Source organism: Bacillus sp. UNC322MFChir4.1 (genome assembly GCF_000746135.1).
Lineage (GTDB): Bacteria > Bacillota > Bacilli > Bacillales > Bacillaceae_G > Bacillus_A.
Genome location: NZ_KN050815.1, coordinates 29,561 through 48,224, shown reverse-complemented (window position 1 = coordinate 48,224; position 18,664 = coordinate 29,561). Strand labels below are relative to the sequence as shown.

Below are 18,664 nucleotides of genomic sequence, written 5' to 3'. Positions count from 1 at the left end.
AGAACGGCAAGAACGAGAACGTTTAGAACGGCAAGAACGAGAACGATCGGAGCGGCAAGAACGAGAACGTTTACGGTTGGATTTAGGCTCTTGGTTTAGAAAGGTTTCCATTCCTGTCGCTTTTATCTCTTCCACTGCTTTTTGAATGTCGTCTTTTGAATACATTTATGAAAAGCCTCCTTAATAAAAAATGAGATTTTATTTATTTTTGAATTTTGAATAATGAACTTTCTATAAATAGGGTATGTCGACTAGATAAATTGTGTTTGTTCTTTTTGAAAAATGGTGTTATACCCTAAAGAAAACAGACTGTGATAGGTAGCCAACTATTTATGAATTAGTATATTGATCTTTTTGACCTGCAGGAGTGATACGAGGTTTTAGAAGATTTACAGATTTTTGAATATCACAGTTTATAAAGAATACCTCCTTATTTTAGTAATTTGAAAAAGAAATTCTTTTCGTACTATTACATAATGAAGAATTTATTTTTTTGCATCGGAGAAGCATATATGGCTGATAAAAATGAAATTATGGCGGATGTGACAATCGGAAAAAAAAAGCATACATTGATTGTAGATGAAAGAGAGGGGAAGGGAGAAAATGATACCTTCTTATGATTTTTTTATTCATCCAATGTATATTGTCGAGTTACGAAAAGATGTTTGGTCTGATGATCCTGTTCCAGCTAAGTTAACATATAATAAAAGAAAGTATGATGTTGATATCGTATATCGCGGCTCTCATATTCGAAAATTGAAGAAAAAATCATATCATGTGAAGTTCTATAAACCAAAATTTTTTCAAGGTGTGAAAGAGCTGCATTTTAATTCGGAGTTTAACGATTCTTCTTTAATACGGAATAAGTTATCACTAGATTTTTTTTCAGACATTGGTACGTTATCGCCAAAGGCGCAACATGTTCTTGTGAAGGTTAATAATCGATTTGAAGGAGTTTATTTACAGTTAGAATCGGTAGATGAAGATTTTTTGCGAAAACGAAAATTACCAAATGGTTCGATTTACTATGCAGTCGATGATGATGCGAATTTTTCATTAGTGAGTGAGTTAGATAAAGATATAAAAGCGAAATTGTCCTTAGGGTATGAGGTGAAGTATGGAAATGAACATAGTGAAGAACACATTAGCGAATTTATCTATCAACTGAATACGATTTCCAGAGCAGCTTATGAAAAAGAAATTGTAAAATATGTGGATGTTGATAAATATTTAAGATGGTTAGCGGGTGTTGTATGCACACAAAACTTCGATGGATTTGTGCACAATTATGCGCTCTATCATAATGAAGACACAAAGTTGTTTGAAATGATTCCATGGGATTATGATGCAACGTGGGGACGAGATGTACAAGGCCGAAAGATGGATCATGATTATGTTCGTATTCAAGGGTTTAATACGTTAAGTGCTAGATTACTTGATGTTGATGTATTTAGAAAGCAATATAGAAAAATTTTGGAAGATATACTCTCTCATCAATTTACAGTAGAATATATAAAACCGAAAGTAGAAGGAATGTACGAAGAACTTCGTCCACATATTTTGCAAGATCCGTATGTGAAATCGAAAATAGATGTGTTTGATAGTGAGGCAAGTTTGATTTTTCAATATATAGAAAAGCGTCATGAATTTATACGAGAACATTTAGATGAATTATGAAGGCGAAAAAAAAAGAGATTGAACGATCAATCTCTTTTTTGTTATATAATTAAGAATAATCTAAATTGAAGAAGGTGAAATGATGGAAATAAAGTGGATCGAATGGGTCAAACAAATACAGGCAATCGCGCAGGCGGGATTAGCATATTCAAAAGATGTATATGATATAGAACGTTTTCAAGAGCTTCGAAAATTATCGATTGAAATGATGTCACATTATACAAAAACGGATTGGGAAGTAGTCGAGAGTTTATTTGCAAGTGAAACGGGTTATCAAACTCCAAAAGTAGATATACGAGCAGTCGTGTTTCAAGAAGGAAAGTTACTTTTTGTAAAAGAAAAAAGTGATAGGAAATGGGCACTTCCAGGTGGGTGGGCTGATATTGGATATACACCTACGGAAGTTGCGCAAAAAGAAGTTTTTGAAGAAGCAGGTTACAAAGTAGACAATTTTCGTTTGTTATCTATTTTTGATAAACAGAAACATCAACCATCACCTTCTGCAATTGATGTATATAAAATATTTATTAGTTGTGAAATAGTAGGTGGTGAAAGACAAATCGGTATTGAAACAGAAGATGTTCGCTTTTTTGGAGAAGAAGAATTGCCAGAACTCTCAATAGGAAGAAACACAGAATGGCAAATCCGACAAATGTTTGCTTATATGAAAGATCCGAATAAAGAAAGATTGGTTGATTAAAATATTTCTTTGTGAAGAATTAGTAAATTTTTGATAACTTGCTTGTCTTTTGGAATGATTTCTAGTAATCTATATTCCATCGTGCACTTTTTCCTTTTGAAATAGAAAAGGTAAGTATGTTTTTTTATTATTGCATAATTTTATACTATAAAGTAGTAGCATATTGGCAAGGGTAGATTTTTATGAAATAATAAGAAAGTGTGTGTGCGTAGAAAAAAGGAGATAATGAAGAATGTTAGCAAATTTGGTTGAACAGTTACTACAATTTTTTATAAGTTTAGGCTATTCCGGGATTGCGTTAGGGCTGATGATCGAAATTATTCCGAGTGAAATTGTATTATCTTATGCGGGTTATTTAGTTGCTAAGGGAGAAATTAATTTCGTTGGGGCAGTAATTGCCGGGACGATTGGTGGAACGTTAGCACAAATTTTCTTGTATTGGCTTGGATATTACGGCGGACGTCCATTTGTTGAAAAATATGGTAAATATATATTGATTAATAAGAAACATTTAGATGTAGCAGAAGAGTGGTTTAATCGATATGGTGCAGGCGTAATTTTCTCTGCGCGCTTTATCCCATTTGTACGTCATGCAATATCGATTCCAGCAGGACTAGCTAAAATGTCATTGCAACGATTTACAGTATATACAGTACTCGCGATTATTCCGTGGTCTATCCTGTTTATTTATTTAGGTGAAAAACTTGGTGGGAATTGGCGTCATATTAAAGAATATGCTGCTGATTACACGCATTATTTCATCGCAGGGGCGATTCTTTTTATTGCTGTATACATAGGTATGAAATTATTGAAAAAAAGAAAAACAGTTCGTTAAAGTCAATGAGTATTCATTGGCTTTTTTCTTTGTTTGTCCCGCTATTTGCGGGAAGTAAGATGCAAACTTAAGGTTCTGAGTGATTAAAGTTTTATCTTATATCAGTTCTAAAAGAAGCAAGTTGTCCATATTGTGTAGTAAAACAGTATAGCGGAGGAGTTTCATGAAAGGATCACCGTTTTTACGCGGAACATTCTTTTTAACAATGGCAACTATGATTTCGAAAATGTTAGGTTTTATATATGTTATTCCTTTTACAGCGATGGTTGGAACGGGAGGATATGTATTATATACATATGCTTACCGTCCTTATACAATTATGCTTAGTATCGCAACGATGGGACTTCCTTTAGCTGTCTCTAAAATGGTATCTAAATATAATGAATTAGACGATTATTATACGGTGAAACGAGTATTAAAAAGCGGGCTTATTTTTATGGGAGGTATGGGAGTAATATCGTTTTTATTGTTATATTGTTTAGCTCCCTATCTAGCAAAGGGTGTTATAGATAGCGGAGATCAAACAGGTAATAGTGTAACAGCTGTTACATATAATATTCAAATTGTAAGCTTTGCTTTACTAATTGTTCCTTCTATGAGCTTATTACGTGGATTTTTTCAAGGGTTTCAATCGATGGGGCCATCTGCTTTAAGTGTAGTAGTGGAACAGTTTTTTCGAATGTTAACAATCTTAATTGGAAGTTTTGCAGTGCTTCATATAAACAAAGGATCAACAGCGGTGGCGGTTGGAGTTGCTACGTTTGGTGCTTTTGTAGGAGCTGTAGCAGGACTTGGAATATTAATTACATATTACTTAAAGAGAAGACGGCATTTAAAGAAAAAAGAAAATATGAGTGTTCCGCAAACAACAAAATCATTTTTCGCACTGTATAAAGAATTATTTGCATATTCTATTCCATTTGTTGTTATTGGTCTTGCAATTCCCTTGTATCAAACAATTGATACATTTACAATTAATAAGTTATTAATGCAAATGGGATATTTACAGCGAGAAGCGGAAAAAATAAATGCTGTGATTGGGCTCGTACAAATGGTAGTGTTAATTCCAGTTTCGGTTGCTACAGCTTTTAGTATGTCACTCGTTCCTGAGATGACGAAGGCGTATATAGCTAAAAATGACCAGTTATTATATAAACATTTTACAAGAACAAACTTGCTCGTAGTATTTCTAACGATTCCAGCATCGTTAGGAATGATGGTTTTAGCTGAACCAGTATATACATTACTATTTGGGACAGGAAATGATCCTGCGCTAGGAAGTGTGATTTTACGCTATTACGCACCGGCTTGTATATTATTTTCGTTATTTTCTGTAACAGCAGCTATGCTACAAGGGATTAATCAACAGGGAAAAACAGTAATTGGTTTACTTATAGGAATCGGGATCAAAATTGTATTAAACATTGTGTTACTTCCACAGTTTGACTATATCAGTTTTATTATTGCGACGTATGCTGGTTATACTGTTTCTGTTTCGTTTAACTTGTGGATACTTTCTAAATATGTTATAAAGACAACATAATGTCTATAAAAGACAGAGAATGCTCTGTCTTTTTCTATTTGAATAATTTGTGAAGAAAAGCGTTTTCAAAACAATTTTCTATTGAAATCTCTTCATTTGTTTCATATGCTGAAAATGGCGGTTTAAAATAGACTGTTATTTCAAAGTGAGGTTGGTTCCTACATGTAAAAAGAATCGGGGTGATAGTATGTTAAATATTTATTTAACAGACCGAAACGGAAAACTACAAGAGATCGAGGAGATTCAAAAGGGCTGCTGGATTAATGTACTCCATCCAACGGAAGAAGAAATTCAATTTTTAGTTCAAACATTAAATGTTGAACTGGACTTCATTAAAGATCCCTTGGATGATGAAGAACGTTCGCGTATTGAAAAAGAAGATGATAATGCTTTAATTATCGTCGATATTCCAACAGTTAGACATGACGAAGAAGGAAATTCAATGTATGATACGATTCCGATTGGTATGATTGTCATGCCGGAATGTTTTGTTACAATTTGTTTGGAAGAAAATCCGATTTTTGAACGTTTTATTAATCAACGTATTAAAGAATTTTATACTTTTAAAAAGACACGTTTTGCACTGCAGCTCTTATACACGATTTCTACTTATTATTTACGTTATTTAAAACAGATTAATCGAAAAACAACCGATTTAGAGCATGAGCTCAATAAATCGATGAAAAATAAAGAGATTTTTACGTTATTAGGGCTTGAAAAAAGCTTAGTGTACTTTACGACATCTTTAAAGGCAAATAAGATTGTGATTCAAAAATTAATGCGCAATAATACATTTTTAAAAATGTATGAAGATGATCAAGATTTACTTGAAGATGTATTAATTGAAAATAAGCAGGCAATTGAAATGGCCGAAATATATAGCCATATTTTAAGTGGTATGATGAATACATTCAGTTCTGTCATTTCCAATAATTTAAACAGTGTTATGAAGTTTTTAACTTCTATGACAATCATATTATCAGTACCAACAATGGTTTCTAGTTTTTTTGGAATGAATGTTCCAGTTCCTTTAAGCGAAAATCCTCATGGGTTTTTAATGGCCATGATTATATCGGCGGTATTATCTTGCTTAATGGCCTTTGTTTTTTGGAAGAAACGTTATTTTTAATATGAAATTCAGCTGTTTTGGAACACTTCCAAAACAGCTTTTTTACTATAAAGTATTGATAAATTAGCTTTTTTGTTCACTGCTATTCATGAATTGATGGAATGAAACATGTATAATATTCCATTTAGGTTAATTTTTATAACTACTTGTTCAATCTACAGATTACAGTTACAATTACATATTGTTAATGAAAAGATGGGGGATATGCATCATGGAAATGTTTCATTTACCAAAAGCGTTCCTGCAAATGAATACGATTTTTATTTCAATATTAATTGAAGCACTGCCATTTGTATTAATAGGTGTATTTATTTCAGGATTCATTCAAATGTTTGTGACAGAAGATATGGTAGCAAGGTGGATGCCAAAGAATCGTTTTCTGTCTGTCTTATTAGCAGTTTTTCTAGGGATGATGTTCCCTGGGTGTGAGTGTGGAATTGTTCCGATCGTTCGGCGCCTTATTGGGAAAGGAGTACCACCATACGCAGGGATTGCCTTTATGTTGACTGGACCCATTATTAATCCTGTCGTTTTATTTGCGACATATGTAGCGTTTGGGAGTAGTATGCATATGGTTTGGTATCGCGCTATTGTTGCTATTATTGTCGCTATTATTGTCGGACTTGTCTTATCGTTTATGTTTAAAGACCATCAACTACGGAATACTAATTTTCCGGTGGTAAATCATAATCGACCATTCCGTGAAAAATTTTGGGACGTATGTACACATGCTGTCGAAGAGTTTTTCTCAATGGGAAAATTTTTAATTATTGGTGCGCTTATTGCAGCAAGTGTACAAACTTTTGTGAAGACCTCTACACTCCTTACAATTGGACAAGGGCCGTATTCTTCACCACTTGTTATGATGGGACTGGCGTTTATTTTGTCGTTATGTTCAGAAGCTGATGCGTTTATTGCATCTTCATTCCAAAGCACATTTTCAACAGCGTCTCTCGTTGCGTTTCTTGTGTACGGACCGATGGTAGATATTAAAAATATGTTTATGATGCTTGCAACTTTTAAAACACGTTTTGTTATTATTGTTGTTGTTTTAATTACAGTTGTTGTTTATGCAAGCTCACTACTCATTTATGCGATGGGGTGGTAATTAATGTTTCGCGCTTATATTTTACTTGGATTTACAATTTTATTAGCACAACTTCATATTTCAGGAGATATTACAAAATATATCAATATGAAATATGCGTATTTATCAAAAACAGCAGCGATTATTTTAGGATTTTTAACTGTAATCCAAATGATTATTGTATTTCAAAAAGAGCATGGTAAACATAATCAAGATCATAACCATGATCATGAATGTGGATGTAATGAAAGTCACTGTGGTCATGATCATTCAAAAGACGAAAATACATGGTGGAAACGTACAATTGCATACACACTATTTTGTTTTCCGATCATTTCGGGACTCTTTTTTCCGATTGCAACGTTAGATTCTGACATTGTAAAAGCAAAAGGGTTTCATTTCCCTGTTGCGCAACCAGAAAGTAAAGATCCGTTTATGAATCGACAGTTTTTAAGACCAGATACAAGTATTTATTATGCAAAAGAAGGATATCGAGAAGTGATGGAAAAAGAGAAAAAGCAATTTGTAGCAAAAGATAAAATTGCTTTAGAAGATACAAACTTTTTGAAAGGAATGGAAGTTATTTATAACTATCCTGGTGAATTTACAGGTAAAACAATTTCTTTTAAAGGTTTTGTCTTTCGTGATGATTCTGCTAAAAAAGAACAATATTTTTTATTTCGCTTTGGAATTATTCACTGTGTTGCTGATTCGGGTGTATATGGCATGCTGGTCAAGAAACCTGAAGATGCCCAGTGGAAAAATGATGAATGGATTCAAGTCGAAGGAACAATTTCAACAGAGTTTTATCAACCGTTTCATGCAAATATCCCTGTATTAGAAGTTACAAAATGGAACACAGTAGAATCTCCAAAAGAACAATATGTATATCGAGGAGCCGATTGATAAAGTCGGCTTTTTTTAATGTAAAGCAGATAAGGGAGAATATATCCATTTTAATTTTTCGATATAGAAGTCATTTCTATGCAGTATACAACATGACCGCTTCTATGCGTGACCAGATCCTCTCGTCCTCCTTAAAAAGAAAGTTTTTTTGCTTTAATTGTTAACTTGTATATACAGAAAAAGAACATCTAAACATTAGATGTTCTTTTTCATAGTTTTTTTGTCTACATAAGTGTTGTATGGAGCATTTAGCTAATTAGCAAAAACATGCAGCACCAACAATAATTAAGAGGATAAATAATACAACAACTAACGCAAACCCGCCGCCGTGATGTCCAAAGCCCATTGTTTTTTCCTCCTTTAGTTATAAAGTACATAATACAATATGCACTTTTATAATGCTTTGACTGGGATATATGCCATATAAAGACGTTTTTTTTTGTATAAGGAAAGAGGAAGATGGAAATATATAAGAATAGTGATTTAACAATGTTGTCTCGTTATTAAAGTATGTCGTATAAATTACGGGGGTTCTAGAGCTAAAGTATATTAACATTTAGATGGTTTTTTCATGGAACAACTACTTTAATTGATGATGGATTTTTAGCAGACCAGACAATTTTTGAAAACATAAGTATAGGAGAGTTTTGTAAGATTCACAAAAGTTCTGTCGTTCTATTTCGAGCATACATATCAATAGAGAGGAGGAAATATTGAATGGAGCATATTGAGAAACTCATGGATTATAGTTATGAAGTCATATGTGTGATTGGTGAATATATGAATGAAGTACGAGATCATGAATTAAAGGAATTGCTACAAAAACATTTACCATACTTATTGCAGGCATACAATGAACAAATTAACTTTCAAGAATGTGAAAATGTACAGCATATCATTTACCAATATCCACTTTTATCCTCAATGGAAATGATTCATACGACCTACAACGGACAAAAAAGTGATATAGAAATTGCTATTTCGTATATTTCATATTTAAAACGGTTAGCACTTGAATATGCACAAGTAGCAATACAAGTAGCAAATCCAGAATTTCGCTCTTTTTTAGAAAGTTGTTTCTTGAAAATGAACCGAAATGCTTACAGTGTATGGCAATATGTAGTGAAAAAAGAATATAGCATACAAGAAATGATAGATGAAGAGAAATATGGGTGAAAAAGACAGTGATATCGCTGTCTTTTTTAATTAATCTGTTAAAATTTTCCATATTCTCAAAAGACAAAACCTGATTAGTATCACAATCCTATGAATTAAAATGTTATATAAGTCTGTTTTTATGTTTCGACATATAAATCGCTGCTTTGCAATATACACCATGACCTGCACAAAACCTCGCATGTGGCAAGAAAAGACCTTGACCGCTCCTCTGCATGGCCAGATACTCACGTCCTCCCATAAAAAAGGGGTTTTATGTCGTTTTTTAACCTATATATAGTTAAACCTTAGAAAATTAACAATGATTTACTATTTCTTTACTAATCTATAATATTTCCTTTAAAAAAGAGAAGTAATATGAGTATGTACATATTCTATCAAAAGGAGGAAAAGCAAATGAATAAATGGGTTAAATCGTTAACAGCCGTTGCACTTGCTAGCTCTTTATTTGTGGTAGGTTGTAGTAAGAATGAGGAAAAGAAAGATGAGACGACGCAACAAGAAGGTAAGACAACTGAAAAAGAAACGAGTGGAGAAGTAAAAGATAAAAACTCGAAAGATAGTTCTTCAAGCTCCACTGAAAAGAAATAAATGTTATATGATGATAGAAGCTTTCTCGATCAATGAGAAAGCTTTTTTGTTGTGTATTTTTGTTTCTTCAGAAATAATAGAGAGAGCGAAAGGGTGTGAGTTAGTATGAATATATGTTTATTTGGGGCAACAGGTCGAGTTGGAGTCGGAATTTTAAAATTTGCATTACAGGATAATCATAAGGTGACAGCGCTTGTGAGAAATAAAGAGAAGCTACAAATACAACATGAGAATTTTCGTGTAATAGAAGGAAATGTATGGAATGAAGAAGATGTGAAAGAGTGTGTAAAGGGAGCAGATGTTGTAATTAGTGCACTTGGTACCGATGGAAACGGCACGTTATCAAAAAGTTTGCCGCATATTATAGACGCTATGAACGAGGAAGGGATTATAAGAATTATAACAATTGGAACGGCTGGGATTTTGCAGGCACGTGTGAATCCGCAATTATATCGCTTTCAATCCAGTGAATCACGTCGAAAGACAACGGCTGCAGCGGAAGACCATGTAGCGGCCTATTTAGCTTTAGCGAATAGCAAATTACAATGGACGATTGTCTGCCCAACACACTTAATAGATGGAGAAGAAACAACTATTTATCGTACTGAAGAGGATATGTTACCGCTAGATGGTATGAAGATCACAGTTGGAGATACAGCCCATTTTGTTTATCAATTACTTTATCATGATATTCATTATAAAAAACGAGTTGGCATTGCCTATTAAAAAGCCATCCTTATGATAAGGATGGCTAAAAAAGAATATAACATACAAATATAATAATCATAATGGTTTGTAAAATCGCTTTAGCTATCGTGCTGCTTAAAAATCCGATGACAGTTGCAACCCCGACCATAAAGGCTTCATTCACAGCCTTTTTATGCATTAATTCTGTTGCGAAAACGGAAAGGAATGGGATAATAATCAGCCCAAATGGCGGAAAAAAGAATGATCCAACAATTATCGAAACTATACCGATACGTTCGCTCCATTTTGTACTTCCATACTTTTTTAAGAAATAGCTATTCGTAATAAAATCAGCTATGAAAATAATAATTGTAAATATAATTTGAACAATCCAAAATGACTTTGTTAATTGTAAGTCGTTCATACCGAATTGATAAATGAAAAATCCCGCCCATAAAGCGAGTATACCTGGAATGATTGGGTAGATGAACGCGATAAATGATATGATAAAACAAGCGATAATACATATTGTTAATAAGAAATTCACGGCGTAACTCCTTTTTGTATATCCATTTTACTAACCGCAATTTTTTTTACTTGATGTCCATCTATTGCTAATGCTTTAAATTGATAATTTTCATATTGAATCATATGACCAGGGTCAATATTTATGTCAATGGTTTGTGATAAAAACCATCCTCCAATTGTATCTAAATCACTATCATCAATATGAAGGCCAAACATATCATTTACATCAGAAATGAGTACTTTTCCATCAAGTACCGTTAATGTCGGATTACGTTTTTCAATCATTGGTGTTTCATCAGTGTCAAATTCGTCTTGTATTTCTCCAATAATTTCTTCGATAATATCTTCCATTGTAAGAAGGCCTGCAGTTCCACCGTACTCATCCATAATAATTGCTAGTTGAACGCGGTTTTTTTGTAGGTGAATGAGCGCCTTTTTTATTGGTACGGTTTCAAATACTGTTAAAACAGGATGTATGTATGATTGTAGCGGTTTGCAAATTCCTTTTGTTTGATCATGGAAGATTTCTTTAGTATTAATTATACCGACAACATCATCTTTATCTTTTCCGATAACTGGATAACGTGTGTATTTTTCAGTGGAGATAATCTCCATATTTTCTGCTAATGAATTTTCAGTTGATAAACAGATCATTTCAGTACGCGGAACCATAATCTCTTTTGCAACTCGATCATCGAATTCAAAAATATTGTTTACATATTTGTATTCCGATTGATTAATCTCTCCACTCTTATAGCTTTCACTTAAAATAAGACGTAACTCTTCTTCAGAGTGAGAAAGTTCATTTTCTTTTACTGGTTGTAATCCCAATAGTTTTGTGAAAAAGAGTGCTGTACTATTTAATAACCAGATAAAAGGATACATTATTTTATCGAATAGAATTAAAGGTCTTGCGAACTTCAATGTAATTTCTTCCGCTTTTTGAATAGCAAATGACTTTGGAACGAGCTCACCAAGTACAACATGAAAGAACGTAATCATGCTAAAGGCTATAACAAAGGATAACGTATGCGCCACCCTACCTGTTATATTTATTTTTTCAAAAAGCGGCTTTAATAAATGTTCCACGGTAGGTTCACCAAGCCAACCGAGACCTAATGAGGTAATCGTAATACCAAGCTGACAAGCAGATAAGTATACATCTAAATTTGAAATAACTTTTCTTGCTAGAATTGCTTGTTTGTTGCCTTCATTAGCAAGTTGGTCAATCCGACTTTTGCGTACTTTAACAACAGCAAACTCTGACGCAACGAAAAATCCAGAAATAAGAATGAGTAAAGCGATGAGGAAAAGTTTTAATATGTCCAAGGATATTCTTTATTCTAAAATTAGAATAAAGATGTCACCTCCTGAATAAAAGTATTACTTTAATAATATATGGAAAAGGAAAGAATAGTCAAAGAATGTAAAGAAAAAGTAATATTTTAGTAAAAAACAGTTATAAGGGGGAGCAAAGAGCTGATAAAAGGTTTGATTTATTGGTCCTTATTGCGATTTTAAAAAATGGAATCGCTAATAAGGACCTCAATCGGATAACTAATGAATCGTTTGAAGAAAAGTTTCACTTTATTGTTGTGCGAGATAGGCTATGAATGTGCTCGGTATAACGATTTCTTTTCCATAATATTTGCAAAAGGGAAAGCAGCATGTATGGGATATAAAGTAATAAAAGGCCTATTGTAACAAGTATAGGGGAAGTAACGCAGTATTGTACAATAAATTGAAATAATCCATTTACATGAAAAATACATTCCATATATGTAAAGGAAATTAATATGGATCCAATGATAGATTTATGACTGGCAAGTAGAGAAACAAACAGTGTATTACTAAGAAAAGCTGAATCATGTATATGTGTTGTTTTTTGGGCTGTATGTAAGAAAGGAATCCATTTTTTAATGGCTTGGATAATAATGACCATGGACGTACTCCAAATAATTAAAAGAGAAGAAAAGTATGGAAAGGGTATGTATGATGTTAGGAATAGATAGAGAATAATGACACTACATTGAAGTGAAACAGTTCCAAATGAAAAGGGAACCCAACGTAATACTAAAAAATGTTTTCTATTTTTAGAAGATAATTTAGTGAAAAATTGACCAATTCCAAGACTGATGAAAAATCCAACAGTAAGTGAAAAGAAGAGTCGTATCATAGATAAAAAATATAATTTCCATATGTATGGGAACAATCCAGTTGAATGAAATGATTTTGTTATATTTTCTGGATAGTAAGAAAAGAAAAAGAATGGTTCATGAATCCAATCCGTTATTGGAATCGTGATGGAGCGAAAATGCATCAACTGATTAATCATTGTATGTAATGCTTCAGAGTAGGATTGTTCACTGTTTAGAAAAACGGAAGGAATTGGACTAATAAGAATAATAACTATAATCCCAAAAAGACAACGATATACATAAGAAATAATAGAAGTTGTCATACACACCACCTTACCTTATAATATTCTGAAAATTATTTCTATTATTGTAACGTTTTTTTTTCGAATATACAATCTCTTTTAGGTAGGAAAGAAAATTTTTATAGAATATTTTCCTTTGATATTTGTTGAAAAAACGAAAGGTATAAGAAGAATTTGTGACGAATAATAAACAGAATTCAGAAGAATTAAATAAATTCGTTTATTTTTTTCTAAAAATATTATATATTTATGTCACAGAAATTATTTTAACATAAGGGGGATTTTTATGAGAGTAAAGGGAAACTATGTTTTAAAAAAAGAGGTATTATTTTGTAAGGAAACATTCACGTTACAAGAAGCATTAGATCATTTGAATAAAACGGGATACCGATGTGTCCCGGTTCTAGATGAAAAAGAAGAAATGTTTTTGGGGAATATTTACAAAGTAGATGTTTTAGAATACAAAGGTTCTTTAGACAATAATGTCAAAGAATTATTGCGCAATAAAGATGGCTACGTAAAAGAAGACTCTTCATTCTTTAAAGTTTTCTTTACAATTAAGGAGTTACCATATATTTCTGTTGTGAATGATAATGGAATCTTTCTTGGAATTTTAACGCATAAAAAAGTGTTTGAGTTACTAGAAGATGCGTGGGGTCTTCATTCTAGTGTATATTCGGTTATGATCGGAACACAAGATTATAATGGTGCTATTCAAAAATTATCAACTGTATTGAAAAAGTATAACGGGATCCAAAGTTTAATGACATTTGATAACAAGGCACTATATGTACGTAGAATTATGTTTACATTAGGAGAAGAGTTTGCGGCAGAAGACTTACAAACACTTTTAACAGATTTAGAGGACCATGGATTCCGTGTTATACATGTAGAAGAAATGAAAGATTCACGTGAAGTGGAGATTGTAGAGTAAGAGGCAAATCCATCCCGAAAATAAGGGGTGGATTTTTATTTATACATAAGTTAATGAAATAGAAAAAATTCCTTTTCTTTTAGGGGAGAATATGAGCATCTAGTCATGCATATCAGCGGTCAGGACCTATTTCTGCCACATGAAAGGTTAAAACAAAGGGAGAAAGCAAGTAGCGGTAACTTTGTATTCTGCGTAGAAACGATTTATATGTCAAAAAATTAAAATGGATACATATAGTTCGAAAGTGTTACAGGAAGTATGAAAGAAAGATGTGTAAGCATTTTTTTGTAAAGGAAAATGAAAGAGATTGTCAAATATATAGATTGAATAAAGGCAAAAAAGTTCTTTCGGTATAGTTGGACACATAAAAACAGTTAGGGTCTTTTTCTACCGCACACAAAGGTTAAAATAAGTGCAGGTTAAGTTTTGTTCTACATAGCAGCGACTTAGTTGATAACTCAAAATGAATTTATATATGAATAGTAAGGAGAGAGATAGAAATGGCTACTTTTGAAGATTTTATGAAATTAGATATCCGTATTGGAACGATTCATCATGCAGAGATATTTCCAGAAGCCAGGGTGCCTGCAATTAAGCTGGAGATTGATTTTGGTGAACTTGGAATGAAACAATCAAGTGCACAAATTACGAAACGATATACAGTGGAAGAACTTATTGGAAAGCAAGTTGTTGCGGTTGTCAATTTTCCGCCTAAACGAGTGGCTGGATTTAAATCTGAAGTACTTGTCCTTGGCGGTGTTCCTGAAAAAGGAGATGTTATATTACTAGAACCGGGTATGGAAGTGCCGAATGGGACAGCGATTAGCTAAAATATAGGGGGACAAAAAATGGACATAGCAAAAGCTTATTTACAGTGTGCAGTAGAAAATTTTCAAGCTATTAAAAGGCAAGGGGATCGGGCGTTATCGCAGCTTACTTATGAAGAAATGTGCTGGATTCCTCATGAAGAAGCAAATAGTATTGCGATTCTTGTAAAACACTTATATGGGAATATGCGTTCAAGGTGGACAAGTTTTCTAACGACAGATGGCGAAAAGAAAGATCGGAATCGTGATAATGAATTTGAAGGTGGATACGCTTCAAAAGAAGAATTGTTATATTCTTGGGAAGAAGGCTGGTTATTTGTATTTCGGGCGTTGGAATCTATTACAGTTAATGATGTTCTAAAAACAGTTTATATACGCCGAGAGTCCCATACGGTGATGCAAGCGATTGAAAGACAAATTGCTCATTATGCTTCACATATCGGGCAAATGATTTATATTGGGAAACTATTGAAGGAAAAAGAATGGACGTGTTTAAGTATTCCTAGAGGGAAGTCTAATCAATTTATGTAAAAATAGTGTTGAATATATCGCAAGTAAAACAAAGATACACGACAATTCAATAGGAAACACCCCAATCATCAGCTTCAATTCTTTTCACCTCAGTAGCAATGTTGCCAAATTTCATTTGGTCTATTCTCTATAGCTTGTACATATGTTTAGAGAGAGAGGGTGATTTAATGAATCGAAGCTATTTTTATGTGAAACGGACAAGTCTTCCGAAATTTATTTTTCTACTTTTATTGGGCATTATGGCAGCTTTTTTATTTGTTAGTATGATCGTAACATCATTAAAAGAAACAAAGTCAACGTATTTATATAAATGGTTAAATGAACTGTCTATGAATGGCTATATGTATGTACTTGGCTCAGAAAATCGTTATTTTACACAAGAATATCGACATTTAAATACAGATTTTTCGATTTCTTCTTTTGTTTTATCTGCTGCGACAAATATTCGCCTTGATGATGTTCGTAGTTTAATTGGATTAGAGCTTCCTGGGTTTTCGAAATATGATACGGAAATTGTAATTGCTGGAGAAGGAACAAATTATACAAATTTACCTATTGAATCGAGTGTACCTTTAGAAGAGCTTGTAAAAGAACGGGCGGGGGAACAAGGGAAATCTAAAAATAACGAATCACATGAAGAAAAAAAGAAGCCAGCCCAAACGACAGGAAATCGAAAAGTAGCGTTTATTTATCATACGCATAGTTGGGAGTCATATTTACCATTGTTAAATTTAACGAATAATCCAAACTCGAATAAAGCAACGAGTTCAGTAAAGAACATTTCTATATTCGGAGATAGATTTCGTGAAAAACTAGAAAATTATGGAATAGGCGCAACGAATGATCAAACAGATGTTGGTAACATGTTAGTGAGCCGAGGATTAAATGATCGCAGTTCTTATAAAATGTCTCGTGAAATTGTGCAAGAAGCAATGACAAGTAATAGAGAGCTGCAATACTTTTTTGATTTGCATAGAGATAGTGCGCGGAAAGAGGTCACAACGAAAACAATTGGTGATAAATCCTATGCGAAGTTAGCATTTGTTATTGGTAAGGGAAATAAAAATTATGCGAAAAACCTGCAATTGGCAACAGCGCTGCATGAATCATTAAAGGAAAAATATCCTGGATTAAGCCGAGGGGTTATTCAAAAAGATTTTAGTACTGGAAATGGTGTATACAATCAAGATTTATCCGGTCAAGCTATTCTTATTGAAGTAGGCGGTGTTGATAATACAGAAGAGGAAGTCGATCGTAGTATCGATGCACTTGCAGAAGCATTTAGTGAGTATTACTGGCAGGCTGAAAAGGTGAATGGCTAAGCGTAAGCAAACGTTGCTTACGCTGTTTGTTTTGTATCGAAATTTGTATCATTATCTTATGAAAATGGAAAAGGAATTTGGAAAAATAGTAGCGAATGTTCATGTATCAAGAAGTTTCTACGCATAATTATATTATGTAAAACTGTATGTCTGAATAAATGATAAGGAAAGAATTAGAATCGTTTTGATAATAGGGAGAGAAATGTTTAAATCGATGAGAGAACGGGAAAAATATATGGTATATGATTAGTTTTAAAATTAACTATTACGGTTAAAGCGAAAGTTGATAAGTTTTGTTTGGAAAAATTATTAGAATAAAAGGATGTTATATGAAGAAAAAATGGATGTTGTTTGGTATAGTGATTGCCATTTGCGTAATTACAGTGCTTCATTATATAGAAAATAATGAAAAGCAAGCGATAGAAGCACAAGGAAACGTTATTTTTCCAAAGGTACAAGAAACAATTGCAAAAATAGAAGGTGGGCTTGCAGTTGTTAACAATCCAGATTCAACGCTTGTTCTTGTAAATAAGAAAAGGCGCTTACCTGATTTGTATGAGCCGCAAGATTTAGTGATACCCCAAGTCCGTTTTCTATATGAAGGCAATAATGAAAAAAAGAAAATGCGTAAAGAAGCAGCTCTATCATTGGAGCGTATGTTTCAACAAGCGAGGCGTGAAAATATTATTTTATTTGCTGTTTCAGCATTTCGTTCATTTGAAAGACAAAAAGCATTAAATACGATGTATAAAAAACAAGATGGAGAAGCAAAAACAGCGATGTCTAGTGCAATTCCAGGAACAAGTGAACATCAAACTGGATTAGCTGTTGATATTACATCACAATCGGCAAAGTTTCAATTAGATTCTTCCTTTGGAAAAACGAAAGAAGGAAAGTGGCTAGCTGAAAATGCCCATAAGTTTGGGTTTATTATCCGTTATGAAAAAGAAAAAGAAGATATAACAGGGTATATGTATGAACCATGGCATGTTCGCTATGTTGGAAATCCATATGCTGCCTATTTGTATGAAAATCAGCTTACTTTAGAAGAAGCTATAAAGTGAATCATCCATTAGTGGGTCACTAATAGATGGTTCTTATCAATTGGGGTCTTACCGCCCATTAATGTGAGAGAGTAAAGGGAAATGACGATGCTATAAAAGAAAAAGTTTATGAGTAAACAAGAAAGCGATGTTTTGAAAAAAGTCGCGAATCTTTACCCCTTTGGCTATTTTTGTCTAAAGGGGTGTTTTTTTGACTAAAGGAAATAGAACATCTGAATAAAAGGTGGATTAAGGAATCATTGAGTGACATAGAATTGTTCCGCCATATGTCCAATAATGAATATAGCCCATAGATAAACTGGTTCGTATATTAGGCTAAAAAAGGTTTTCATTAATTAATTTTTTTGTCACAATTGAACCCCTCTATCCGTCTTGATTAATGAAAAGAATAGGAGGGATTTAAATGAATAAATTTGATGTCGCCATTATTGGTGGACCAGGAATTGTTGTTATGATTAACGGTTACCTGGCCTACGTATTTTCATTTGAGTTTAAAGAAGGGAAAATCAATTCCATTTACATGGTGGCGAATCCTGATAAGCTTAGCCGTTTAAATGAAAATATTCAAAGGGATATCCAAAACATCAATAAAAAAATGATATTGGATTAACCTTGTATCTATCCCCTTCTTTTATTCTTATATAATGTGTAACATTATAATGAGAAATTTTCTTTTTTAGAGAAGAT

Annotated in this window: 22 protein-coding genes; 17 read left to right on the top strand and 5 right to left on the bottom strand. The window is 33.0% G+C overall.

From position 1 onward, the window contains the following. A partial coding sequence (locus tag BR72_RS27720) for a CotG/ExsB N-terminal domain-containing protein (RefSeq protein WP_371261878.1) occupies positions 1-165 on the bottom strand: 165 nt, incomplete at its 3' end. Between the two features lie 438 nt (positions 166-603). Between BR72_RS27720 and BR72_RS24655 the strand changes: the two genes are divergently transcribed. The 7 genes from BR72_RS24655 (at position 604) to BR72_RS24625 (ending at position 7,877) form a co-directional block, all read left to right on the top strand. Continuing rightward, positions 604-1,677, top strand: a complete 1,074-nt coding sequence (locus BR72_RS24655; RefSeq protein WP_035438147.1) for a CotH kinase family protein — start codon at positions 604-606, stop codon at positions 1,675-1,677. 82 nt (positions 1,678-1,759) lie between these two features. Further along, positions 1,760-2,377, top strand: a complete 618-nt coding sequence (locus BR72_RS24650) for an NUDIX hydrolase (RefSeq protein WP_035438145.1) — start codon at positions 1,760-1,762, stop codon at positions 2,375-2,377. A 232-nt stretch (positions 2,378-2,609) separates the two neighbouring features. Further along, complete coding sequence (locus BR72_RS24645) at positions 2,610-3,212, top strand: undecaprenyl phosphate transporter UptA (protein WP_035438143.1); 603 nt, start codon at positions 2,610-2,612, stop codon at positions 3,210-3,212. A gap of 163 nt (positions 3,213-3,375) precedes the next feature. Then, positions 3,376-4,755, top strand: a complete 1,380-nt coding sequence (locus BR72_RS24640) for a putative polysaccharide biosynthesis protein (RefSeq protein WP_035438141.1) — start codon at positions 3,376-3,378, stop codon at positions 4,753-4,755. Positions 4,756-4,942: 187 nt separating this feature from the next. Continuing rightward, positions 4,943-5,884, top strand: a complete 942-nt coding sequence (locus tag BR72_RS24635) for a magnesium transporter CorA family protein (RefSeq protein WP_035438139.1) — start codon at positions 4,943-4,945, stop codon at positions 5,882-5,884. Between the two features lie 211 nt (positions 5,885-6,095). After that, positions 6,096-6,992 (top strand): permease, encoded by an 897-nt coding sequence (locus tag BR72_RS24630; RefSeq protein ID WP_035438137.1) that lies wholly within the window; start codon positions 6,096-6,098, stop codon positions 6,990-6,992. Between the two features lie 3 nt (positions 6,993-6,995). Further along, positions 6,996-7,877, top strand: a complete 882-nt coding sequence (locus BR72_RS24625) for a TIGR03943 family putative permease subunit (RefSeq protein WP_035438135.1) — start codon at positions 6,996-6,998, stop codon at positions 7,875-7,877. A 256-nt stretch (positions 7,878-8,133) separates the two neighbouring features. Here BR72_RS24625 and BR72_RS26160 read toward each other — a convergent pair whose 3' ends face one another. Next, a complete protein-coding gene (locus BR72_RS26160) occupies positions 8,134-8,223 on the bottom strand; it encodes a YjcZ family sporulation protein (protein WP_081905000.1) in 90 nt (29 codons plus the stop codon). Positions 8,224-8,594: 371 nt separating this feature from the next. On the opposite strand from BR72_RS26160, the gene BR72_RS24620 reads away from it, so the two are divergent. The 3 genes from BR72_RS24620 (at position 8,595) to BR72_RS24610 (ending at position 10,370) form a co-directional block, all read left to right on the top strand. Further along, entirely contained in the window at positions 8,595-9,053 is a 459-nt protein-coding gene (locus tag BR72_RS24620; RefSeq protein ID WP_035438133.1) for a spore coat protein, read from the top strand. 396 nt (positions 9,054-9,449) lie between these two features. After that, positions 9,450-9,644, top strand: a complete 195-nt coding sequence (locus BR72_RS24615) for a hypothetical protein (RefSeq protein WP_035438131.1) — start codon at positions 9,450-9,452, stop codon at positions 9,642-9,644. Between the two features lie 105 nt (positions 9,645-9,749). Further along, positions 9,750-10,370: an NAD(P)-dependent oxidoreductase gene (locus tag BR72_RS24610; protein WP_035438129.1), complete on the top strand. Its 621-nt coding sequence runs from the start codon at positions 9,750-9,752 to the stop codon at positions 10,368-10,370. Between the two features lie 25 nt (positions 10,371-10,395). Here the strand turns inward: BR72_RS24610 and BR72_RS24605 are convergent, their stop codons facing one another. From BR72_RS24605 to BR72_RS24595, 3 genes are all read right to left on the bottom strand, one after another. After that, positions 10,396-10,878 carry a DUF456 domain-containing protein gene (locus BR72_RS24605; protein ID WP_035438126.1) on the bottom strand — a complete coding sequence of 161 codons (483 nt, stop codon included), beginning with the start codon at positions 10,876-10,878 and terminating at the stop codon, positions 10,396-10,398. Beyond that, positions 10,875-12,188 (bottom strand): hemolysin family protein, encoded by a 1,314-nt coding sequence (locus BR72_RS24600; RefSeq protein WP_035438124.1) that lies wholly within the window; start codon positions 12,186-12,188, stop codon positions 10,875-10,877. The genes BR72_RS24605 and BR72_RS24600 overlap by 4 nt, the downstream gene beginning before the upstream one ends. Positions 12,189-12,441: 253 nt before the next feature. Then, entirely contained in the window at positions 12,442-13,320 is an 879-nt protein-coding gene (locus BR72_RS24595) for a hypothetical protein (protein WP_035438121.1), read from the bottom strand. Between the two features lie 265 nt (positions 13,321-13,585). Between BR72_RS24595 and cbpA the strand changes: the two genes are divergently transcribed. The 7 genes from cbpA to BR72_RS24565 all read left to right on the top strand — a co-directional run bounded on the left by cbpA (position 13,586) and on the right by BR72_RS24565 (position 18,587). Then, positions 13,586-14,233: a cyclic di-AMP binding protein CbpA gene (cbpA, locus tag BR72_RS24590; RefSeq protein ID WP_035438119.1), complete on the top strand. Its 648-nt coding sequence runs from the start codon at positions 13,586-13,588 to the stop codon at positions 14,231-14,233. A 500-nt stretch (positions 14,234-14,733) separates the two neighbouring features. Next, positions 14,734-15,063, top strand: a complete 330-nt coding sequence (csaA, locus tag BR72_RS24585) for a chaperone CsaA (protein WP_035438117.1) — start codon at positions 14,734-14,736, stop codon at positions 15,061-15,063. 18 nt (positions 15,064-15,081) lie between these two features. Continuing rightward, positions 15,082-15,591 (top strand): DUF1572 family protein, encoded by a 510-nt coding sequence (locus tag BR72_RS24580; protein ID WP_035438114.1) that lies wholly within the window; start codon positions 15,082-15,084, stop codon positions 15,589-15,591. A 167-nt stretch (positions 15,592-15,758) separates the two neighbouring features. Further along, a complete protein-coding gene (gene spoIIP / locus BR72_RS24575; protein WP_035438112.1) occupies positions 15,759-16,913 on the top strand; it encodes a stage II sporulation protein P in 1,155 nt (384 codons plus the stop codon). After that, positions 16,906-17,040, top strand: a complete 135-nt coding sequence (locus tag BR72_RS27405) for a hypothetical protein (protein ID WP_256217104.1) — start codon at positions 16,906-16,908, stop codon at positions 17,038-17,040. Before spoIIP ends, BR72_RS27405 begins: the two co-directional genes overlap by 8 nt. 202 nt (positions 17,041-17,242) lie before the next feature. Beyond that, complete coding sequence (locus BR72_RS24570; protein WP_035438110.1) at positions 17,243-17,977, top strand: M15 family metallopeptidase; 735 nt, start codon at positions 17,243-17,245, stop codon at positions 17,975-17,977. Between the two features lie 403 nt (positions 17,978-18,380). Next, positions 18,381-18,587 carry a hypothetical protein gene (locus BR72_RS24565; RefSeq protein ID WP_035438106.1) on the top strand — a complete coding sequence of 69 codons (207 nt, stop codon included), beginning with the start codon at positions 18,381-18,383 and terminating at the stop codon, positions 18,585-18,587. The last annotated feature ends 77 nt before the right edge of the window (positions 18,588-18,664 follow it).

Excerpts from the sequence above, each read along its gene's own strand:
- BR72_RS24635 (WP_035438139.1), top strand. The coding sequence starts at position 4,943 with ATGTTAAATATTTATTTAACAGACCGAAACGGAAAACTACAAGAGATC.
- BR72_RS27405 (WP_256217104.1), top strand. The coding sequence starts at position 16,906 with ATGGCTAAGCGTAAGCAAACGTTGCTTACGCTGTTTGTTTTGTATCGA.
- BR72_RS24610 (WP_035438129.1), top strand. The coding sequence starts at position 9,750 with ATGAATATATGTTTATTTGGGGCAACAGGTCGAGTTGGAGTCGGAATT.
- spoIIP (WP_035438112.1), top strand. The coding sequence starts at position 15,759 with ATGAATCGAAGCTATTTTTATGTGAAACGGACAAGTCTTCCGAAATTT.
- BR72_RS24615 (WP_035438131.1), top strand. The coding sequence starts at position 9,450 with ATGAATAAATGGGTTAAATCGTTAACAGCCGTTGCACTTGCTAGCTCT.
- BR72_RS24645 (WP_035438143.1), top strand. The coding sequence starts at position 2,610 with ATGTTAGCAAATTTGGTTGAACAGTTACTACAATTTTTTATAAGTTTA.
- BR72_RS24580 (WP_035438114.1), top strand. The coding sequence starts at position 15,082 with ATGGACATAGCAAAAGCTTATTTACAGTGTGCAGTAGAAAATTTTCAA.
- BR72_RS24565 (WP_035438106.1), top strand. The coding sequence starts at position 18,381 with ATGAATAAATTTGATGTCGCCATTATTGGTGGACCAGGAATTGTTGTT.
- BR72_RS26160 (WP_081905000.1), bottom strand. The coding sequence starts at position 8,223 with ATGGGCTTTGGACATCACGGCGGCGGGTTTGCGTTAGTTGTTGTATTA.
- BR72_RS24570 (WP_035438110.1), top strand. The coding sequence starts at position 17,243 with ATGAAGAAAAAATGGATGTTGTTTGGTATAGTGATTGCCATTTGCGTA.
- BR72_RS24630 (WP_035438137.1), top strand. The coding sequence starts at position 6,096 with ATGGAAATGTTTCATTTACCAAAAGCGTTCCTGCAAATGAATACGATT.
- BR72_RS24595 (WP_035438121.1), bottom strand. The coding sequence starts at position 13,320 with ATGACAACTTCTATTATTTCTTATGTATATCGTTGTCTTTTTGGGATT.
- BR72_RS24655 (WP_035438147.1), top strand. The coding sequence starts at position 604 with ATGATACCTTCTTATGATTTTTTTATTCATCCAATGTATATTGTCGAG.
- csaA (WP_035438117.1), top strand. The coding sequence starts at position 14,734 with ATGGCTACTTTTGAAGATTTTATGAAATTAGATATCCGTATTGGAACG.
- cbpA (WP_035438119.1), top strand. The coding sequence starts at position 13,586 with ATGAGAGTAAAGGGAAACTATGTTTTAAAAAAAGAGGTATTATTTTGT.
- BR72_RS24625 (WP_035438135.1), top strand. The coding sequence starts at position 6,996 with ATGTTTCGCGCTTATATTTTACTTGGATTTACAATTTTATTAGCACAA.
- BR72_RS24650 (WP_035438145.1), top strand. The coding sequence starts at position 1,760 with ATGGAAATAAAGTGGATCGAATGGGTCAAACAAATACAGGCAATCGCG.
- BR72_RS24640 (WP_035438141.1), top strand. The coding sequence starts at position 3,376 with ATGAAAGGATCACCGTTTTTACGCGGAACATTCTTTTTAACAATGGCA.
- BR72_RS24620 (WP_035438133.1), top strand. The coding sequence starts at position 8,595 with ATGGAGCATATTGAGAAACTCATGGATTATAGTTATGAAGTCATATGT.